Genomic DNA, 18,771 nt, shown 5'->3' with positions numbered 1-18,771 from the left:
CAGGTACGTTAATTGAAGAACGCCTGAAGCTGCTCCAGCACATAGGCCTGCTCCGCCTCGGTCATCCCCGGGAAAAGCGGCAGACTGAGGCTGGTGGCCGCCAGTTCTTCGGTGAGCGGGAAATCACCGGCCCGGTAACCGAGCCCCTGGTAAGCGGGTTGCAGATGCGGCGGCACCGGGTAATGCACCAGCGTCTGGATTCCTTTCTCTTGCAGGAAGCGTTGCAGATCATCGCGCCGGGCCGTCCGGATGACATAGAGGTGGTAGATGTGACCGGTGTCCTCTGATGCTACCTTGGGCAGAACCACATCGCCTACGCCAGTCAAGTGCTGGTGGTACAAAGCAGCCAGGCGTTTCCGTTCTGCGTTCAGCTCATCCAGAGAAAAAAGCTTTTCTGACAAGACTGCCGCCTGCAGCGAATCCAGCCGGGAGTTCACGCCCGCCTGGGCATATTCATACCGTTTGGATTGTCCGTAATTGTGGTACTGCCGCACCCACTCGGCAAGGGTTTTGTCTTGGGTAACCACGGCCCCGCCATCGCCGGCCGCCCCTAAGTTTTTCGTGGGGTAAAAGCTGGTGGCGTTGATCTTCCCGAACGTACCCACGCACTGGCCTTTGTACCGGGCGCCCTGCGCCTGCGCGAAATCCTCCACCAGCGCCAGTTGGCGGGTTTGGCAAAGGGTCAGCAGATCCTCCATCCCGCAACTCTGGCCGTACAGATGAATGGGCAACACCACTTTGGTGCGATCGGTAAGCACCGGCAAAACAGTGGCCGCCGTGATGTTGTACGTCCGGTGGTCGGGCTCCGCAAAAACCGGTTGGGCGCCTACCTGCTGCACTGCATTGATGGTGGCAATATAGCCGTTGGCTGGTACCACTACCTCATCACCGGGGCCAATGCCCAAGGCGCGCAAACTCAACACCAGCGCATCGTACCCGTTGCCCACGCCAATCACATCCCCGCCCCCCAAATAGCGGCCGAACTCCTGTTCAAATCGGGTGACTGAGGGCCCTAAGATGAGCTGATTCTTGCGGAACTCCTGCACCAAGGCCTCTTCTACCCGCGGCTGCAGTCCGGCCGGGAAGTCACGAAATGTAAAGAAAGGAACCTGCATGTTTGTCAATGGGGTAAGTGAATGCGTGCGCGAAGTACGTATTTTTTAAACCAAATGGAGAGAGATTCCCGATACGCACCCTGCCGCCGGAAAGATCTTTCTCACTCAGGATAACAATTCAACGCCAGGTTTTAAAGCCGATTTTCCGGAAAGTGCCTTAAAACGGAGTTCCGGCAAGCGGCTACTCTGCCTCCGGTGCATCGCTCCACAAGAAGGTAGGTTTCCGGGATGGAACTCCGCCCAGGCGTTCTTTGAAGGTAATCAGGCCCGCGTAATCTGCCTCGGCCTCAGTGGCCGGGGCCGATACGCCCAAATCCAGCATAGGAATCAAGCGCTGCTGACTAAACTGGTACAAACCGGCATTGAGGAGAACGGCCGGACTAAACGCGTTGAACCGCCTCGGGCTGGCCGGGTACAGATGATTCAGGATCGTTTGGCTGACCAGCACTGCCACCCCCACGGCCGCCAGCTCCCCTTCTCTCCGGACGGTGAAAAGGAAATAGCGCTCCGGGAACAGCTCAAAGTAGCGGGTCAGCTGCGGCAACGACAAAGACAACGGTTTCTGCTTCTCTTCGCGGCACTGCTTCAGAAACGCATAGGCCTCGGGGAGTTCTGCCAGGGTTTCCTGTTGCAAGGTAAAGCCTGCCTGTTGGCATTTCGCCAGCCGCCTTCTGATAGAAGGATGCGCCTGGGCGGCAAAGGGTAAGTCTGAGACCGGAATATGGTGGTTCAGTTGGTCAGATGGCCGCTTATACCCCAGATCTGGCAGCAGGATTCTCACCCAAAGGTTAACGTTGGGAGCATAGGCATCGGGGCACTGGAGCCAGTTCACCCGGGCCACCCCGGCCTTCTGCAGTGCAAGGTGCAGATAGTGTACAAACGCCTTGGCCACCTCCTCAGAAATGGACGGATGCACCTGCACGCCCCCGAAGGGAGCCCGCCAGGGAGAGAAGGCGGCTTCCTCCTCCTGAAAGAAGTGGGCCACGCCGTCTATCCGGTTGGTTTGCGTGTTCAGGAGAACCAACATCTGCCAGTTGGGGCCCGCTTGTAGCGCAACGTGCCGGGGCTGCAGGTACAGGAAAACGTCAAAGGAAAACGGAGGCAGCTCCAGGCGCTCCCCCTCAGAGGTCAGGCATTTCGCCACGTACGTTTCTCCCAGCACCTGCATCATCTCAGGAAAGCACCAGGCGTTTGAACTCGGCGTACTCCCGGATGTAATCAGACTCCTCAAAAACCGTGGAGGTCATGCAGCAGAGAATGGCGTTGGGCGAGGGATGCACCGTGATCCAGCAGAACGGCGGAATGTAGAGTCCCTGGGCTGGCGCATCCAGATAAAACTCCCGCTTCTCCTGCGCCGTCTGCGTTTCTACCCGCACGTTTCCCTGCACTACGGTGAGCACTTCTTCGGTGGTGCGGTGGGCATGGCCGCCCCGTTCCGTGGGATGATCCGCTGCAAAAACCCAGAAAATCCGCCGCGCGGCGAAAGGCAGTCCGGCAGAATCCTGCGTGGAAACCAGAGTACCGCCGGCATCGGGCAACTGCAGAAAGGAAAGCAGGTAAGGTTCAGAAGACAACATCGGCCGCGAAGTTACGCAAACCAAAATAAAAGCCGATGCCCGGGTTACAACTGACTTTCCCGTGGAAAGATACACCAGAACCCGGAAGCCGTTTTGCGCTTGGTTTCCTGAAAACGGGCATAAAACGAAGCCCGCTCCTATTCTGAACAGTTTCGTACTTTTGCGTTCCATGAGGGAGGACACCTACCGCACCATAGCCGCACCCGTGGAAGGGTTGTACAAAGAGAAGGGCAGCAAATTCATTTCTAAGGCGTACCCCGTGCGCTCTGAGGAGGAGATCAAGGAGATTCTGCAGGCGCTCCGGAAAGAGTATTTTGACGCCCGCCACCACTGCTACGCCTACCTCTTGGGGGCCGACCGGGCCACCTACCGTGCCAATGACGACGGTGAGCCCAACCACTCGGCCGGAGATCCCATTCTGGGGCAGATCAGGTCCCTGGGCCTCAGCAACGTGCTGGTGGTGGTGATCCGGTACTTCGGAGGCGTGAAGCTGGGCGTGGGTGGCCTCATCCATGCCTACAAAACCGCCACCGCCGAGGCCCTGGCACAAGCCCAGGTGGTGGAGCGCCACGAAACCACGTTTCTGACGGTGGAATTCGGGTACGAGCAGATGAACGAGGTCATGAAAGTGGTGAAAGACTTTGACCTGCCCGTGCGCCAGCAGGACTTCAACGTTGATTGCCGCCTCACCGTAGAGGTGCGTACCAGCCTGGCTCCGCAGATAGAAGGCCTGTTTCAGAAGAGCGGCCGCCTGTTGGAGCAGTAGCCGGGTTTTCATGGGCGGCGCGCTTTGGGCCTCATTTCAGAAAATCAGGCTCGAAACCGGCTGATCATTATCTTTCCGAAATTCGTATCAGGGGAGCCTCCTAGGCTTTTCATTTTAGCACTCCAAATTCCATGCGCATCCTCCCTACTTTAAGGCAACCCACCAAGAATATACTAGAACGCAAAGTGGGGCAGAAACCCGGCTCCCTGACCATATCGCCGGAGGCGCTTCCGCCGCGGCTGTTCATGTATTCCTTCGATGACAAGCACTGCGACACCCAGGAATACGAGAGTTATGACGCGCTCATGGGTGCCTTTCACGCCGCCCCGGAGGTAAGGCATTGGATTGACGTGCGCGGTTACGGAAACCAGGCGCTGCTGGAACGCATGATGGTAGATTTCCAGATCCATCCGCTACAGATGGAAGACGTGGTCAATGACTATCAGCGCCCCAAGGTGGAAGAAGAACACAACCGCCTGTTCATTGTCTCGCGCATGATTGCCTTCACCCCGCAGCATGAACTAGACGATGACCAGTTGTCCATCTTCACCGGCCCCAATTACGTGCTCACGTTCCAGAGCGATTACGAAGATTGCCTGGACCCGCTGCGCGAGCGCATCAGGGTGGGCAAGGGTTCCATCCGGAAGAAAACCTCCATGTACCTGGCCTATGCCATGATGGACGTGGTGCTGGACCATTACTTCCCCGCCATGGCTTCTTTGGGCGAGTATGCCGAGGAACTGGAGGATTGCCTGTTCGAAAATCCGTCCAAAAAGCTCCTGAGCCAGATTCTGGACCTGAAACGCGAGGTGGTGAAGATACGGCGCATTGTGTGGCCGGAGCGCGATAAAATCAACGAGATCCTCCGGATGGATGAAAGCATGATCCCGCATGACCTGAAGATCTACTTCAAAGACGTTTACGACCATGCCATCCAGCTCATTGACCTGGTTGATAATTACAAGGAAATCACCAGCAGCCTCACGGACCTGTATTTGTCTAACGTAAGCAACCGCATGAACGAGGTCATGAAGGTGTTGACCATCATCTCCACCATTTTCATCCCCTTGAGTTTCATTGTGGGGCTGTACGGCATGAACTTTTCGCGCGAGAACCCCAAAGGCGGCATCAACCCCTTGAACATGCCTGAGCTGTACCATCCCTACGGCTACGTGACCTTGCTGGGAGTAATGGGGCTCATTGTCTCTGGCATGGTGTACTATTTCTACCGCAAAGGCTGGCTCTCTAACCGATAAGCACCGGGTACGCTTCTGAGATGTCTTTGACCTAGAAGAAACAAACCCTCCCCTCCTGCTCAAGGGTCGTGTCCTGCTTTCCTAAACGCTTCCAGCCGAGGGCAAAGCTTACAAAGTTCCGCCTGGGGTGCTGGCGGCCAGATTCCCGGCGGCCCACTGCAGGTAGTATTTGGCTTTGCCGTACTTGCTTCTGAGCTCCAGGAGTTTGATCTGTTGCGTCAGCAGGTTCATTTCCCGGGTGTTGATCAGGAACAGGGAGCTCTCCCCGTTCTCAAACCGCTGCTGTTCTCCGTTGCGCATAAGGGTGTTGTTGGCGATAATCTGCTCCTGTAGCACAATCTGTTCTTCCAGCTGTTGCCGTTCATTGTAGGCCGCCTGCACCTGGTTCTGGTTTTCCCGCGACGTCTGCTGTAACTGCATCTGCGCCGCGTTGATCTTGAGGCGGGTCACCTGCAGTTTTCCCCGTTCCTGCCGCAGGAAGAGAGGCACACTGAAACTGCCGCCCAGTTTATAGTTATTAGTGGCATAGCTCCCTTCCAGCCATTGCGTTCCTGCCGTGCCTCCCTTGCCAATCAGGTTATACTCCACATTCAGCTTGGGCAGTAACTTATTCTGCGAGAACCGCCGGTCCACTTCCAACTGCCTCAACTTCACCTGGAGCTTGGTGACTTCTGGGTGCCGTTCCTGGGCGTTCGCCAGAAGGTCGGTCAGTTCACCGGGAGAGATGGGTTCAAGGTAGGTGCCTTCCAGGGAGGGGACTACCCCGGCCGGTATTTCCAGGGGCGTGTTGTTTTCACCCCATAGGAAATTAGAAACCATAAGCGCGGCGTTCTGGCTCTCTACGCGGGCCTGCCCGAGCATGGCCAACCGATTCTGCGCTTCTATGGCGGCTTCCACAGAATCAATGGCTGCTAAATCGCCTTGGCGCACCCGCTCTTTCACCGCCTGCAGCCGCACCTGGGCCAATTGGTAACCTTGCTCCAGCAACTGCCACCGTTGGTAGGCATACGCCCAGTCCCAGTACGATTTGGCGGCCTCCAGCAACAGTTTGTTGATGCTCTTCACCCGATCGGCCTCCGCGAGTTCCTGCGCCTGTCTCGCCTGCAGCAAGGTTGCCCGTCGTTCGTCTATCAGGAGGCCCTGCCCCAGCGGAACCGAGATGCCCACATAGCTTAAGCCGTCCCGGGAGGTGACGTTCTCTGGATTTACGTTCGTCCCCACATTGCGCTCGTACCCGGCTTTGAGTTCTCCAACCCAGAGCGGCACCTTCAGCACATTATCCCAGAGGGTGAAGTAATTTTTTCCGCCCAGTTCCTTGTTGTAGAATTTGGACGCCAGCACCGGGTCAAAGGCTCCGCGGGCCATGCGTATCTCCTGTAACGCCTGCTCAGAGAGCTGCTGCGCCTGACGGGCCACGGGATGGTGCACCGCAATCTGGCCCATCAGGTCCTGGATGGTGAAGACCGCGGTGGAGTCTGCCGCCTGGGTTGCCCTACCGGTAAGCAACAGCAGCAAGCCCGTCACCAGCCCGTAGAAATAGTGCCTCCGTCTCATTTCTCGCCTCCTTCTCCTGCTTTGTCATTTTTTCCCTCTTTCGGCTCACTGTTCATGGGCATCACGTAATCTGGTGGAAAGGCGTTCAGCTGTCGCCAGAACTCATACCAGATGGGCACGTCATTGAGCATGGCCCAGCCATAGGCCCCGGAACCTACTCTAATGGCTTCGGGCCAGGGATTACTATTGGGGTCCGGCACCACCAGAATGCGGTATTTGCCCTGGCTGTCTATGTTGTCAATCACGGCCACCTTGCCCCCAAACGTCCCGAAGCCTACGTTAGGCCACCCTGAGAACACCAGCGCGGGCCACCCTTCAAATTGCAGGCGCACCTGGCGGCCCACCTCCAGCAGCGGGATATCCATGGGTTTCACATACAGTTGCACCGCCAACTCCGGATTGGCCGGCATGATGCTACAGATGGCCTCCCCTTCTTTGATGGTTTCGCCAATCCCTGCTTTAAGCGCCCGCACCACATACCCGTCCTGGGGCGCGGTCACCTGGTAAAAGGAGTTCCGGATCTGGGTGTTGGTATACTCATTCTCCATCTTGGAGATTTCCCCTTTGGTATCATTGATATAGGCCAGCGTGGAGTTGAGATCAGAGCGCGCCTTCGAGATTTTGTCCTGGTATTCTGCTTCCAGGGAAGACAGCTCAATGCGGGCGTTTTGCTGCTCATTGCGGCTGATGTTGAGTTTGTTCTGCGTACTCAGCCGCTTGGCCTGTACTTCCTGGAACTTCAGCCGACGGCTTTCCAGCTCGGTCAGGGATTTCAGCCCTTGTTCATACAGTTTCTCCTGGCGAGCATACTGCGCCTGGGCAACTTCGTATTCGGCGTTGAGGGCCACCAGGTCGGCGCTGTCGCTCTGCACTTTCAGGTACGCCTGGCGGGCCTTGTTCCGGGCCTTCTGTAAACTGAACTGCAGCCCTTCCTGCAAGGCGGCAATCTGGTTCGTGAGCGCCTCGGCCTTGGCCTGGGTAGCCGACATGCTGCCGCCCTTTGCCTGCAACTGTTCCTGCATCCGGTTGAGTAGCTGCGGGTCAAAGTATTTCTCTTTCACCTCAGACAACACCACCAGCGTATCGCCTTTCTTCACTTTCTGGCCTTCCTGCACCTGCCATTGCTCTATGCGCCCGGCAATGGTACTATGCACCATCTGCGGACGGTCCTGTGGCTGCAACGTGGTGACAGACCCCGCGGAGCGGATGTTCTGGGTCCAGGGAAACCAGGAGGCGATGAACACCAAGCCAAACAACCCCACGCACCAGTACGCCATCACCTTGGCCAGACGGGGCTTAGTCACTAACTGAAAGGAATTGAACTGCTCCCAACTCTGCGGGAAGGCATGGTTACTAGGTTGCTTTGCCATTACACAATACTGTTTAACTCCTCAACTGTCGCGGTTTCACTGACCACTTCCTTTATAACTCGGCCGTTTTGCAGCAGGGCCACCCGGGTACAGAGCCGCATGATAGCCGGGTCATTGGAAATGAGAAAGATGGTCCAGTCTAACTCAGAACTTACCAAGCGCTGGGCGATGCGCTCCCGCAGCGAATTTTTCACCGAGGACAGGAAATTGTCCAGCAGCAGCAGCTTGGGTTTGCGGGCAATACTCCGGGCCAGGGCCAGGCGCTGCAGAATACCTTCGGGCACCTCGGGAGAATAACTATGGATAAGGGTGTGGAGACCATCGGGCTGGGCCTGGAGGTAGTCAGTTAGTTCCACCATCTGCAGCGCCCACAGCACATCCTCTAATTTCACCTCAGACTGGCCCATGGTGATGTTCTCCAGGATAGTTCCCTCAAACAAGCGTCCTGGCAGGAGGTAAAAACCAATTTGCTCGTGCATCACCTCAGGATTGTAATCGCGCAGCGAAAGACCGTTGAACACCACAGTTCCCTCGTACTCGGTATGAATACCCGCCATAATCTGGAGCAAGGTAGACCGGCCGGCTTCCTCAGAGCCCGCCAGACAGATTTTCTCTCCCGCCGCCACCGACAGATTCACACCCTGCAAGGCAGATTTCTGAGCGCCTGCGTACCGAAAGGCCACTTCTTTCAGCTGCACAGAAATTGCCTGGTGGCGGGCGGGCAACTCGCTGGCGAGTCGTTTGTTCTCCTCCATGGGCAGATCAGTGACCCCGCCCAGTTTCTCCAGGCTGGTTAAGACATCATACACCACATCCAGTTTCACCAGCAGTTTCTCCACCGCATTGATAATTAAGATGATGATGATCTCTGAGGCCACAAACTGCCCCAGGTTAATTTCCTGGTTTACCAGAAGCAAACTCCCCATGAGCAACAGCCCGGCGGTGATTACGGTTTTAAAGCCCACAAACCCGATGTATTGCGTAATCAAGACCTTGAAGTGCGCCTCCCGGGCCTTTAGGTAACCAGAGGTATAATAGTCGGTCTTCTCCAGCGACAGTTTCTCATTGGAGGCCGATTTGAACACCATAATGTTGCGGGCCATCTCCTCCAGCCAGTGCACCAGCCGGTATTTGTATTTGGATTCTTCCAGACTGGTGCGCATGCCTTTGGGGCTGGTGAGCCGCAGGATTAGGAAGAGCAGCAGAATGAGCATCAACCCGAAGAAGATAAAGTAGGAGTGGTAGAAAGAAAGCAGAATCAACCCAAACACAATCTGGATGGCGGCCGCCGAGAAATCGGTGAGCATTTTGGCCAATCCTTTCTGCAGCGAGATGACATCAAAGAAGCGGTTCATCATCTCGGGCAGGTTATGGGCGCCCAGTTGGTTACTCTTGAGTTGGGTAAGGTGCGTGGTGAACTGAAAAGCTTTGGTGGCGAAGATGCGCTGCTGAATATGCTCCACCAGCGAAAGCTGCATCACCTGCAGCCCGCCCACCACCAGCACGCCTACCACTATGAAAAAAATCAGCACCGACACGGAGGTCACCAACTGTCCGCCGGAGACAAACCCGATGAGGCTCTGAATGCCCAGCGGCAAGGACAGGTTCACAATACCGGAGAAAATAGCGTAGAGATAGATGTAGCCAATCACCTTCCGCTCAGAGGAAAGTAATTCTACAAACCGCCTGAAAGGCGTGGGCTTACCTGATGTTTGTTGTGCCATATAGGTTAAAGACTAGCGCCTACGGAGGAGGCTTCTTTTGTAAGGGAACTAAACGCCAGATGATTCAGAAAACCTTTTAAGGTATTGGCACCGGCATTCTCCAGTCTCACTTCTGTAAGGGAAGGCAGGTGCTGCGCGAAGAACAGGTGCTTGCGGGCGGCTTCAAAGAGCGTACTCACCAGCGCATGCGGGAATGGGTAGGCAGGATCTATTTCCAGCACCACCAGCGCAATCTTATGGCACAGGTTTTTATAATCCTGGAACAGGCCAGCTTTGTTGTCTGTGTCTACTTCTTTGGTGAGATAGGCTTTGGAGGCCTCCAGCACCACTATTCTGGCCAGCGCCAGCACGTCTACATTCGCTTCCAGCGGTTCACTACCATGGCTCCCGACCAGAATCCGGATGAACGTCCTGAGCTTTTCAGAGGCATCCGTCACATGATGGGTGTGGTAACTGATCCGGTAATCGAGCCAGTTCCAGTACCAGGACACCAGGTACAGCAGCAGCTTGTGTTTGTTCTCGAAATACCGGTACACCGATGCCTCTGTGGACGTGATGTGCTGCGCCAGTTTTTTGAAGGTGAAATGCTCAAAGCCCAGTTCATCAATCAGCCGGATGCTTTCTTTCACAATGGTTCTACCTAGTTCGGTCTGTTCCGGATCACGCAGGAAGAGCTTCTCATTTAACTCGATTCTTATGGTGGCGCTCATGAGGGTCTGTGTCTGTATTACTTACCGCAAATATACTAATACCTTTACACATAATAGCAATACTATCATAAACAAAATGAATGCTTTCAGGCATACTCCAGTTAACCCATTTATCCTGACAGTACCGATACTCCCAATAAAGTAAGAGCGACAACACAGCAGCTGGGAGTATCAAAAAGATGCGCGTCCGTTTCAGGGCTGTTTCCAAGAAAACAACCCCGAAACGGACGCGCATCAGAATCATTCATCTCACGCTGGCAGTACTAGCTACCCGAAGTGCGCACTAAATGAAAATGCCCTGTAGAAAGTTTTCTGCAGGGCATATCAACATGAAAAACGGATAGACTTATTTCTGGGCTACCAGGTCAACGTTCAGGTCAAACTCGTTGCTGATGGCTTTGTCGCCTAAGTTGTCAAAGAAAGAACCGGAACCGTATTTGATGTCATATTTGGTTCTGTCTACTTTGATGTTGGCTTTGGCTTTGATCTGGTTGCCTGCCATGGTGATGGTAGCCGGGAATTGAACTGGCTTCTTGATGCCTTTGATGGTCAAATCACCGTTCACCAGGTACTGGCCTTTGGTTTTAGTAGGCGTTACTTTGGTGATCTGCAGGGTAGACTTAGGGAATTTGTCAGTGCCGAAGAAATCATCGTTCTTCAGGTGACCCACCAGCTGCTGGTTGTATTTGGCATCAGTGATGTCTGTGCAGGTAATGGAGTTCATATCGATCTCAAAGAAACCGCCCAGGATGTTCTTGCCATCGCTGTTCAGTTTACCGTTTGAAATGCTGATAAGCCCGGTATGCTCACCCGCTACTTTGGTTCCTTTCCAGGTCACCTTAGACTGATTGTTCACTACTTTGTAGTCAACTCCTTTGCCTGCGAAGGCAAATGTCACCAGCGCTACCAGCGCTGCCAAGACAGTGTTTCTTAGTTTCATTTTTGCTTTTACTTACTGTTTAAGTGATGCAAATGTATAGACAATTAATGTATATACATATGTCAAGCCCAAATATTTTTCAATTTTTTTTCGAGCTTCCTTAAAGACCCGGAATAACCGCCAATCAGAAGGATTTCCGACCAGACAAAAGACGCCGTTTACCGCTCGTTTTCAGAAAACAAGCCCAAAACCGCCAGCAGAGAAGGCAAGCCTCGGCGGGTTTCTGGATCATCGGCCTTGTACCAATGTCTTCTGGAGCAGCCGGTTGTAGGTTGAGAAGATGGTGTACTGGTTCTGCACCTCGTTGTAGCGCACCGCCACCGGATAACTGGTGTTGATGGGGTCCTCGCCCAGAGGTTGCGCCTGCACGTCAAACAGGTACGCCTTGCGCGGACCGGTTTCCCAGATCACATACAGCTTGCGGTCTCCCCCGAAATGGAAGTACTGCACCTCTTTAGCCGATGACGTGACAAACCGACGGTCCAGCAGCAGTTTCCCGTCCTGGGCGAACAAGGCCACGCGGCCCGGGTCTGAGCGGGCGATGATGAAGGACTTGCCTCCGGCCTCGGGCACCAGCTTGAACGTGCTGCGGCGGTCGGGGCGCAGGAGTTGCTCGCGCTTGGTGACTTCCCCGGTCAAATCAAACGAGATCACCTGCCCATCTTGGGTGACGGTGGTGAAAAGCGAGCGCCGGAACGAAATACCGAGTTTAGGGAACAGCCCCGAGCGCAGGTTGGCGTTCAGGTTGATGGGGAAACCCGGATACGGCTCGCCCTGTGTCCCGAACGCGTACACGTACCCGTTCTCCAGCACCACCATGATCACGTTCCGGCCGTTCACCTTCACGTGTTGCGGCGGCGCGGCCAGGCGGCTGTCCAGACGCATGGGGTTCCAGCCGGACTGCACGTTGCCCTGCAGGTCCAGAATGAAAAGGTTGCCCAGGTTGTCATCGGCGGCCAGGCGGTAATCGCCGGTTTTGTCGTAGTCAAACACCGTGAGCCGCTGCAACCGCAACGAATCGCCCAGAATGAAAGGGAAGTTCTCCTCCTCGGCACCTTTCTTGTCAATGCAATGGAGACTGTTGGCGGTGGCGAAAAAGTAGTTCAACCGCTTGTCCTTGCCAAAGGGCAGTTGCAGCACCGGCCCCATGATGCGCGAGGAAAGCGTATCGCTCCAGTTGCGGCGGCCCCGCTCTGCTCCTACGCCGTACAGTACCAGCGCCGAGTCCTGCACCACAATCTCCGGGCTGTTATCCACCACGTACTGCGTCAGGAACGGCGAGGAAATCAGACGGCTGGTGAAATCAAACGTCTCCTCCTGCCGGATGCCCTCGTCCGCGATGACGGTTTTCACCCGAGATTCCTCCTGGTGGCGCAGCAGATAACTGGTGTAATACTGCTTCTCCGCTGTGCTGAACTGCACGCTGAAATAGTTGAATTTCTTGATGATGGCGCTGTTCCGGAGCAGGTTCACCTGCTTTTGCGGACTCATGGACCTTAAGAGCAAATTCCAGGCGTGGTTGGTGTTCACGAACAGCCCGATGTTGTCTTCCTGCTGCGACTCATTGAGCAGCGGCTCCATGGCCGGGGCTTTGCTCCAGACCTTGCCTTCCTCCACCTCGGTGAGCAGCGCGCGCATGGTGGCCACGTCATCAGTGAACAGGATGTAATTCTGCAGGGTGGTGTAGTACGTCTGCTCGAAGCCTTTGAAAAGGTCCCCGAAGAGTTGCTGCGGCAGCTCGCGGGCCGTGAGCAACCGGATGGTGTGCTGGCCGTGTTTCTCCACGGTGCCATCGGTCTGGCCGGGTTGCAGGCGGTTGAGCATCTGCTGCGTGAGCCGTGGGTTGGCAGATTGTGCGAAGAGCACTTTCTCAGGGCTGGTCTTGGTATCATAGGCCTCCAGGTAGCACAGACCCAGTTCGCCGGCAAAGGAACCGGACAGCGAGTCCAGGAAAGCGCCGCCGGCTTTGGCGGGGCCGGGCCTAAGCGAACTCATCTGGTTCAAGCCCATGTGCAACACAATGGCGGCCCGCACCGGCAGCACCTCGCGCATCTTGAATTCCTTGGCCGGGTGCCCCTTGATGCGGCTGTACAAAGAGCCTTCCACTGTTTCTGGGTGCGAGAAGCCGTTCAGAAACAGTCGGTTGTTGTCTAGCTTGAGTTCCAGCATGCTGTTGCGGCACAGGCTGCTGAGCATGTTCACGTCATCCAGCAGATCCTTTTTCAGGAAAACGCCCAGTAAATCTGGCAGGTGCTGGTAGTTGATGAACACGTTGGCGTAGACATCGGGCTGGCTCAGGTAATTGGTGTTCTTGTAGTCTTTGGCCGGCGACTCCAGCTGCCCGCGGTTGATCTTCCGGATGATCTCCTCCACCAGCACCGGGCTGGGGCTGATGACCAGGTTGTTGTGGAAACTGAAATAGGATAGGTTGTCGTTGTTGTTCTCGTGGATGATGTCGGTGATCTGGAAGCCCTGGTAGTCGCGCACTTCCTGGCGGTACATCCCGGTTTTGTTCAGGTTCTCCACCAGTGTCCGGATGTAGCGGTGCTGGGCTACGGTGTTGACCGGCACGTAATAGATCATCTCGTACTCGGTGCGGCCCAGCACGTGCATGGAGAGGAGCACGTTTTTGTTGGTCAGGAAATTCTTCAGCTGCGTCCGGCCGTTAGACAGGCTGTCCAACAGGGTCAGCTGGTCCTCCATGCGCAGCACGTACGGCATCTGCGAGACCGTGGCCCATAAGTCTGTCTGCTGCAGGTGGGTGAGAAACCGGGGAGCGTTGTTGGTTTCCACCACAAAAACGGCATCGTCAGGTACCAGCGTCCAGAGGCTTACCTTTTCGCGCGTCTCGGTCCATTTTGAAAACCCATAGAAACCCAGCGCCACCAGCACTACCAATCCACACAGCCAGTAAATCGTCTTTTTCGGCATCCTTGAAGGGTTAGGAACACAAAAATAATGGAAAAACCTCCGCCTCAACGTTTACTCCCCATAAAATGAAGAATGTGCGCCCTGCAGCCCCGCCAGCCGGTTTTCTTATTAACTTGCCACTTTCTAACGGAGAGAATGAGCGGCTGCGCGATGGAGGCAACGGGTTTTTGGCCCTTTTTCCGGAAAACTGCCTTAAAACAGCCCAATCCTTTCCCCTTATGTATGATCTATGCGCGTCGTGATTCAACGGGTGTCTCAGGCATCTGTCACCATTGAAGGAGAAATAAACGGACAAATTGAGCAGGGCCTGCTGGTGCTGGCGGGCTTCACCGCCTCAGATACGCCCGAGGACCTGACCTGGACCGCCAAGAAGATCTCCCAGCTCCGCATTTTCTCTGATGCCGAGGACAAGATGAACCTGAGCGTACAGGACGTGAACGGCGGCATTCTGCTGATCAGTCAGTTCACGCTGTACGCCCTCACCAAGAAAGGCAACCGCCCCTCTTATATAAATGCAGCCCCGCCCGCCGTGGCCATCCCGCTGTATGAGCAATTTCACCAGATCTTGGAAAAGGAATTGAACAAGCCCATCCCCACCGGCATCTTCGGGGCCGATATGAAAGTGGCGCTCACCAATGACGGCCCCGTCACCATCACCATAGACTCGCAGAACCGGGAGTAAATTGATGGCTGGTTGTTAGTTGTCAGTTATTAGTTGTTGGTTGTTAGTTTATAATAGAGGCCGATGCTGTTATTGGCCTACTTTGATAAAAACAGCCCCAAAACATACTTCATTAGCACATCAGCACATTTTCAAATTAGCACATCAGCACATTTCCAAATTAGCACATTAAAAACATGACCTTAGAAGAAGCGCAACAAACCGTAGACACCTGGATCAAAGACGTGGGCGTGCGGTATTTCTCCGAACTGACCAACCTGGCCATTCTCACCGAGGAAGTGGGCGAAGTGGCCCGTATCATCGCCCGGCGCTACGGCGATCAGTCATTCAAGAAAAGCGATGAGGACGTGGACCTGGGCGCGGAGATGGCCGATGTGCTGTTCGTGCTCATCGCGCTGGCGAACCAGACGGGCGTGAACTTAACCGAGGCCTTCGCCAAAGGCATGGAGAAACGCACCTCCCGCGACAAAGACCGGCACCAGAACAACCCTAAGCTGCGGTAAGGCAAAACCGACTGGCACAGAAGAAACCCGTTTCGGGGCTGTTTTCAGAAAAACAGCTCTGAAACGGGTTTTGGCTTTGCTTTCAGGCAAAACCGGATTTTTAACTCAGGCGCGTTTCTTTCCCAATTCCTTCCAGAATTGAACTGTCTCTTTGAGGACATCAGAAATCCTTACTAAGATAAAACTAACTGAAAGAAACTATGTCAACAACTTCCACTTGCCCCCTATTCGCGCCAGCGTTCCGTTATTTTTCGTCTGTATCGTTTAACTTATTTCGCTGGCGATTTACCGCGCTGGCATTTCTGCTTCTGCTATCGTTCTGGTGCCAGGCCCAGATTTCGCCTCCGGGCGTAAGTTCCACCCAAGGGGTAAGCTGGGCAGCCCTGGGGCTGAGCCAACACCTGGGTTCCCGCTGGACCTCTACCACCTACGCCGGGGTAGCCCGGGAGAGCGACCCCGATAACTGGGCGCTGCTCAAGAAACAGGGCTTGCTGGTCCTGAACCAGGAAGTAGTATACGGCTTCACGCCCCACTGGCAACTCTCGGTGGCGGGTAGCCTCCGGCGGCAGAATGAATATGCAAGTGACGCGCCGTATGAACTGGAAAACCCGGCTTACCGGTATGAGGCGCGGTACTACAGCCGTTTGTACTACAAGCACAAGATCAGGCAGGTAGCCATGACCTACACCTTCCGGCCGGAGCTGCGCACCTTCTTTCAGTCATCGGAGGAGCCCCTGGAAACGCCCGAGGAAATCAGAATCAGGGCGAAGGCGCAGGCCAGTATTCCGCTCAACGACCACCACAACAACTTCCTCATCGGGGGAAATGAAATCCTGACGGCCATGGATGAAAACTCAAACAAAACCTGGTCTGCCTACCATTTCACCGAGGACCGCTTATCGGTGTACTTCCGGCACGTTTTCCCCGACTCGCCGGTTTGCCTTGACCTAGGCATCATGGAACAGTTCAAGCCGCACGGCCACAAAACCTCGTACCTGGCCTTCGATCTTCTTTTACAGGACCCGTTCAGTAAGCGGCACGCGGCTCATTAAGTCAGAAACTCCTCTATATAATGAATGCCCTGCCCGGAGTTTTAAGGCTGCTTTTTAGAAAACAGACCTAAAACCCCGGGCAGGGCACTCTGATTGTAGCTGTTCTGGAGAGCAGCAGCATTGACAAGCCAGCCACCATCCAGACACAAGCGCCTTCCCGCTTGCTGGTGAAAACACGCAGCAAGGGTGAGGCTAGATCATTCTGGCGTTACGAAAAAGTCCCACCTCGAAAGCTAGGCAAGCTCCGCCGGTACCAGGAAATCGCCTTTCAGGATGGGAACTACGGTGTAGGTGTCTTCCTGGAGGCAGAATTCAATGTCTTTGAGGATGTGCAAGCGCTCCAGCCGCTGAACGTGCGATGACTTGGAGAGAAACGCCAGTTTATCGGCTTTGGCGGTTTGGTAGAGGTGGAAAGCGGCCAGGGTGGCATCGTTGTTCAGGTCGAAGTCGCCTTGCAGCCGATCGGCCAGGGCACCGGCAAACAGCGTGTCTTCCAGGTTGAACAGGCCTTTCCAACCCGCGCACACCACCACTACGTCTTTGCCAGCGCGGCGCACGTAGTCGGCCACGGCACCTACGTTCAGGAACGCCCCAATCAGTACCTCATCCGCGGAGCGGGATTGCCGGATGGCCTGGGTTCCGTTGGTGGTGGTGATGGCCAAAAAGCGACCGGAGTGGTCTTCGTCCAGGTAATGGAATGGGGAATTGCCCAGGTCAAACCCCTCGGCTTTGATGCCGTCGCGCTCGGCGGCCACCAGGTAGCCCTGGTCGCGGTAGGCGAGGCAGGCATCCAGTTCACTCACGGGGGCGATGTGGGTCACGCCGTTGGCGAGGGCGGTCACCATGCCGGAGGTGGCGCGCAGCACGTCAACGGCCACGGCAATCTTGCCGGTTAAATCATACAAAGGCAACAGCGCCGGGCTGAAGCAAACGTCTATGGAAGGCATGAGAAAAGAGTTCTGAGTCTTGAGTTCTTAGTCCTGAGTCTGTGTAATCAATGTAAAAAGTTTGGCGTTTAGGGGCTGTTTTTGAAAAACAGCCCCTAAACGCCAAATGGAAAGTTCTATGTCTTGAGCCTTCATTTTTTAACTCAGGACTCATGACTCAAGACTCAGAACTCCGTTACACGGTTGGTTTGTAGAACGGCAGTTTTACTACCTGGGCTTTGAGCTGCTTGTTGCGCACTTTGATGAAGAGCTCGCTGCCGGGGGCAGTGTACTCGTTCTGCACGTAGCCAAGGCCCACGCCTTTGCCCAAGGAAGGCGACATGGTGCCCGAAGTTACTTCACCGATGGTGGCGCCCTCAGCGTTCACGATCTCATAGTGGCTGCGCGGAATGCCCTGCTCCATCATCTCAAACCCGATGAGTTTGCGGCTCACGCCCTGCTCTTTCTGGGCTTTCAGGTTCTGGGCGTTGGTGAAGTCTTTGTTGAATTTGGTGATCCAGCCCAAACCAGCCTCTAGTGGAGAGGTAGAATCGGTGATGTCGTTGCCATAGAGGCAGTAGCCCATCTCCAGGCGCAGGGTGTCGCGCGCGCCTAATCCAATGGGTTTAATCCCGAACTCGGCTCCGGCTTCCATTATTTTCTGGAACACCTCTTTGGCGCTCTCGTTGGGCACGTAGATCTCAAATCCGCCCGCGCCGGTATACCCGGTGGCCGAGATGATCACGTCGGGCTGCCCCGCGAAGGTGCCTTTGTCAAAGGTGTAGTACACCATGTTTTTCAGGTCCACCGGCGTCAGGGATTGCAGGGCTTCGGCGGCTTTGGGGCCTTGTACCGCAAACAGTGACATTTCGTCGGAGATGTTCTTGAGCTCGGCGCCGTTGGTGTTGAACTGGCTGATCCAGTTCCAGTCTTTCTCAATGTTAGAGGCGTTCACCACCAGCATGTACTCTTCGGGGGCCAGGCAGTACACCAGCAGGTCGTCCACAATGCCGCCCTCGGCGTTAGGCAGGCAGGAATACTGGATTTTGCCCGGGGTGAGTTTGGAGGCGTCATTGGTGGTTACGCGCTGGATCAGGTCCAGGGCGTTTGGACCCGTCACCAGAAACTCGCCCATGTGTGACACGTCAAAGATGCCCACGGCCTTGCGTACGGTGTGGTGCTCGTCCAGGTCTGAGCTGTAGCGTACGGGCATGTTGTAACCGGCAAAAGGCACCATTTTAGCGCCCAGTGCTTCGTGCACATCATTGAGGGCTATTTTCTTTAATTCCATATATGATTTGTTTAGGAAGTAGCGTGTAAGGAAAGGCAAAAGTATAAAATTCAGGCGGGTTTCTAAACCTCTCCTTGGTAGGCACGTCCATAGCCCAAGCATGACCAGCTGCGCTCGGTTCTTCAGTATATCGATCCGGATTAAGTGCAATGCGCTTCTTGCCAGAAGGAAATAGTAGCATAAACTTTTGGGCAGGGCTTCAATTCTGTTTTTGATGCTTTTGTCAGAAAACAGGCATAAAACCTTCAGTTCTTCCTAAATTTTATAGGAATTCATCAAAACCATTGTCAAAAAACCTTCGTATCTGGTTTTTACAGCATGAATTCTGCCCGCTAGTGCCACTTAGTTGATTCTCTGATTCCACCTTTCTGGCG

At 54.9% G+C, this 18,771-nt stretch carries 16 protein-coding genes; 5 read left to right on the top strand and 11 right to left on the bottom strand.

The genetic code is table 11. The features are described from left to right. Nucleotides 1–8 precede the first annotated feature (8 nt). From H7U12_RS16310 to H7U12_RS16300, 3 genes are all read right to left on the bottom strand, one after another. Nucleotides 9–1,115, bottom strand: coding sequence for a DegT/DnrJ/EryC1/StrS family aminotransferase (locus H7U12_RS16310; protein ID WP_186639958.1), 1,107 nt, complete (start codon nucleotides 1,113–1,115; stop codon nucleotides 9–11). A 181-nt stretch (nucleotides 1,116–1,296) separates the two neighbouring features. Next, entirely contained in the window at nucleotides 1,297–2,286 is a 990-nt protein-coding gene (locus H7U12_RS16305) for a GNAT family N-acetyltransferase (protein WP_186639956.1), read from the bottom strand. Nucleotide 2,287: 1 nt separating this feature from the next. Then, nucleotides 2,288–2,692, bottom strand: a complete 405-nt coding sequence (locus H7U12_RS16300) for a sugar 3,4-ketoisomerase (RefSeq protein WP_186639953.1) — start codon at nucleotides 2,690–2,692, stop codon at nucleotides 2,288–2,290. A gap of 169 nt (nucleotides 2,693–2,861) precedes the next feature. Here H7U12_RS16300 and H7U12_RS16295 point away from each other — a divergent pair, with 169 nt between their 5' ends. Together H7U12_RS16295 and corA are read left to right on the top strand one after the other, a co-directional pair. Further along, on the top strand, nucleotides 2,862–3,458 hold the full coding sequence (locus tag H7U12_RS16295) for an IMPACT family protein (protein ID WP_186640499.1): 597 nt from the start codon (nucleotides 2,862–2,864) through the stop codon (nucleotides 3,456–3,458). 131 nt (nucleotides 3,459–3,589) lie between these two features. After that, a complete protein-coding gene (corA, locus tag H7U12_RS16290) occupies nucleotides 3,590–4,714 on the top strand; it encodes a magnesium/cobalt transporter CorA (protein WP_186639952.1) in 1,125 nt (374 codons plus the stop codon). 108 nt (nucleotides 4,715–4,822) lie between these two features. Here corA and H7U12_RS16285 read toward each other — a convergent pair whose 3' ends face one another. From H7U12_RS16285 to H7U12_RS16260, 6 genes are all read right to left on the bottom strand, one after another. Beyond that, complete coding sequence (locus H7U12_RS16285; protein ID WP_186639950.1) at nucleotides 4,823–6,268, bottom strand: TolC family protein; 1,446 nt, start codon at nucleotides 6,266–6,268, stop codon at nucleotides 4,823–4,825. After that, complete coding sequence (locus H7U12_RS16280; RefSeq protein WP_186639948.1) at nucleotides 6,265–7,638, bottom strand: HlyD family secretion protein; 1,374 nt, start codon at nucleotides 7,636–7,638, stop codon at nucleotides 6,265–6,267. Before H7U12_RS16280 ends, H7U12_RS16285 begins: the two co-directional genes overlap by 4 nt. Then, nucleotides 7,638–9,362: a peptidase domain-containing ABC transporter gene (locus H7U12_RS16275; protein ID WP_186639946.1), complete on the bottom strand. Its 1,725-nt coding sequence runs from the start codon at nucleotides 9,360–9,362 to the stop codon at nucleotides 7,638–7,640. Before H7U12_RS16275 ends, H7U12_RS16280 begins: the two co-directional genes overlap by 1 nt. A gap of 5 nt (nucleotides 9,363–9,367) precedes the next feature. Continuing rightward, the gene (locus tag H7U12_RS16270) at nucleotides 9,368–10,072 is read right to left on the bottom strand and encodes a TetR/AcrR family transcriptional regulator (protein ID WP_186639944.1); all 705 of its coding nucleotides are present in this window, start codon (nucleotides 10,070–10,072) and stop codon (nucleotides 9,368–9,370) included. A 346-nt stretch (nucleotides 10,073–10,418) separates the two neighbouring features. Beyond that, nucleotides 10,419–11,012 (bottom strand): YceI family protein, encoded by a 594-nt coding sequence (locus H7U12_RS16265; RefSeq protein ID WP_186639942.1) that lies wholly within the window; start codon nucleotides 11,010–11,012, stop codon nucleotides 10,419–10,421. A 228-nt stretch (nucleotides 11,013–11,240) separates the two neighbouring features. Next, complete coding sequence (locus tag H7U12_RS16260) at nucleotides 11,241–13,943, bottom strand: hypothetical protein (RefSeq protein WP_186639940.1); 2,703 nt, start codon at nucleotides 13,941–13,943, stop codon at nucleotides 11,241–11,243. 229 nt (nucleotides 13,944–14,172) lie between these two features. On the opposite strand from H7U12_RS16260, the gene dtd reads away from it, so the two are divergent. From dtd to H7U12_RS16245, 3 genes are all read left to right on the top strand, one after another. Further along, nucleotides 14,173–14,625, top strand: coding sequence for a D-aminoacyl-tRNA deacylase (gene dtd / locus H7U12_RS16255; RefSeq protein ID WP_186639938.1), 453 nt, complete (start codon nucleotides 14,173–14,175; stop codon nucleotides 14,623–14,625). A gap of 176 nt (nucleotides 14,626–14,801) precedes the next feature. Next, nucleotides 14,802–15,128 (top strand): nucleotide pyrophosphohydrolase, encoded by a 327-nt coding sequence (locus tag H7U12_RS16250; protein WP_149097854.1) that lies wholly within the window; start codon nucleotides 14,802–14,804, stop codon nucleotides 15,126–15,128. Between the two features lie 200 nt (nucleotides 15,129–15,328). Then, nucleotides 15,329–16,180, top strand: a complete 852-nt coding sequence (locus H7U12_RS16245) for a DUF2490 domain-containing protein (protein WP_186639936.1) — start codon at nucleotides 15,329–15,331, stop codon at nucleotides 16,178–16,180. A gap of 233 nt (nucleotides 16,181–16,413) precedes the next feature. Here the strand turns inward: H7U12_RS16245 and H7U12_RS16240 are convergent, their stop codons facing one another. Both H7U12_RS16240 and gcvT read right to left on the bottom strand, forming a co-directional pair. Then, nucleotides 16,414–17,127 (bottom strand): 2-phosphosulfolactate phosphatase, encoded by a 714-nt coding sequence (locus H7U12_RS16240; RefSeq protein ID WP_186639934.1) that lies wholly within the window; start codon nucleotides 17,125–17,127, stop codon nucleotides 16,414–16,416. A gap of 175 nt (nucleotides 17,128–17,302) precedes the next feature. Beyond that, nucleotides 17,303–18,397 (bottom strand): glycine cleavage system aminomethyltransferase GcvT, encoded by a 1,095-nt coding sequence (gcvT, locus tag H7U12_RS16235; protein ID WP_186639931.1) that lies wholly within the window; start codon nucleotides 18,395–18,397, stop codon nucleotides 17,303–17,305. Nucleotides 18,398–18,771 lie beyond the last annotated feature (374 nt).

It is taken from the genome of Rufibacter sediminis (genome assembly GCF_014269285.1).
Taxonomy (GTDB): Bacteria; Bacteroidota; Bacteroidia; order Cytophagales; family Hymenobacteraceae; genus Nibribacter; species Nibribacter sediminis.
This window is presented reverse-complemented; position numbering and strand designations above follow the sequence as displayed.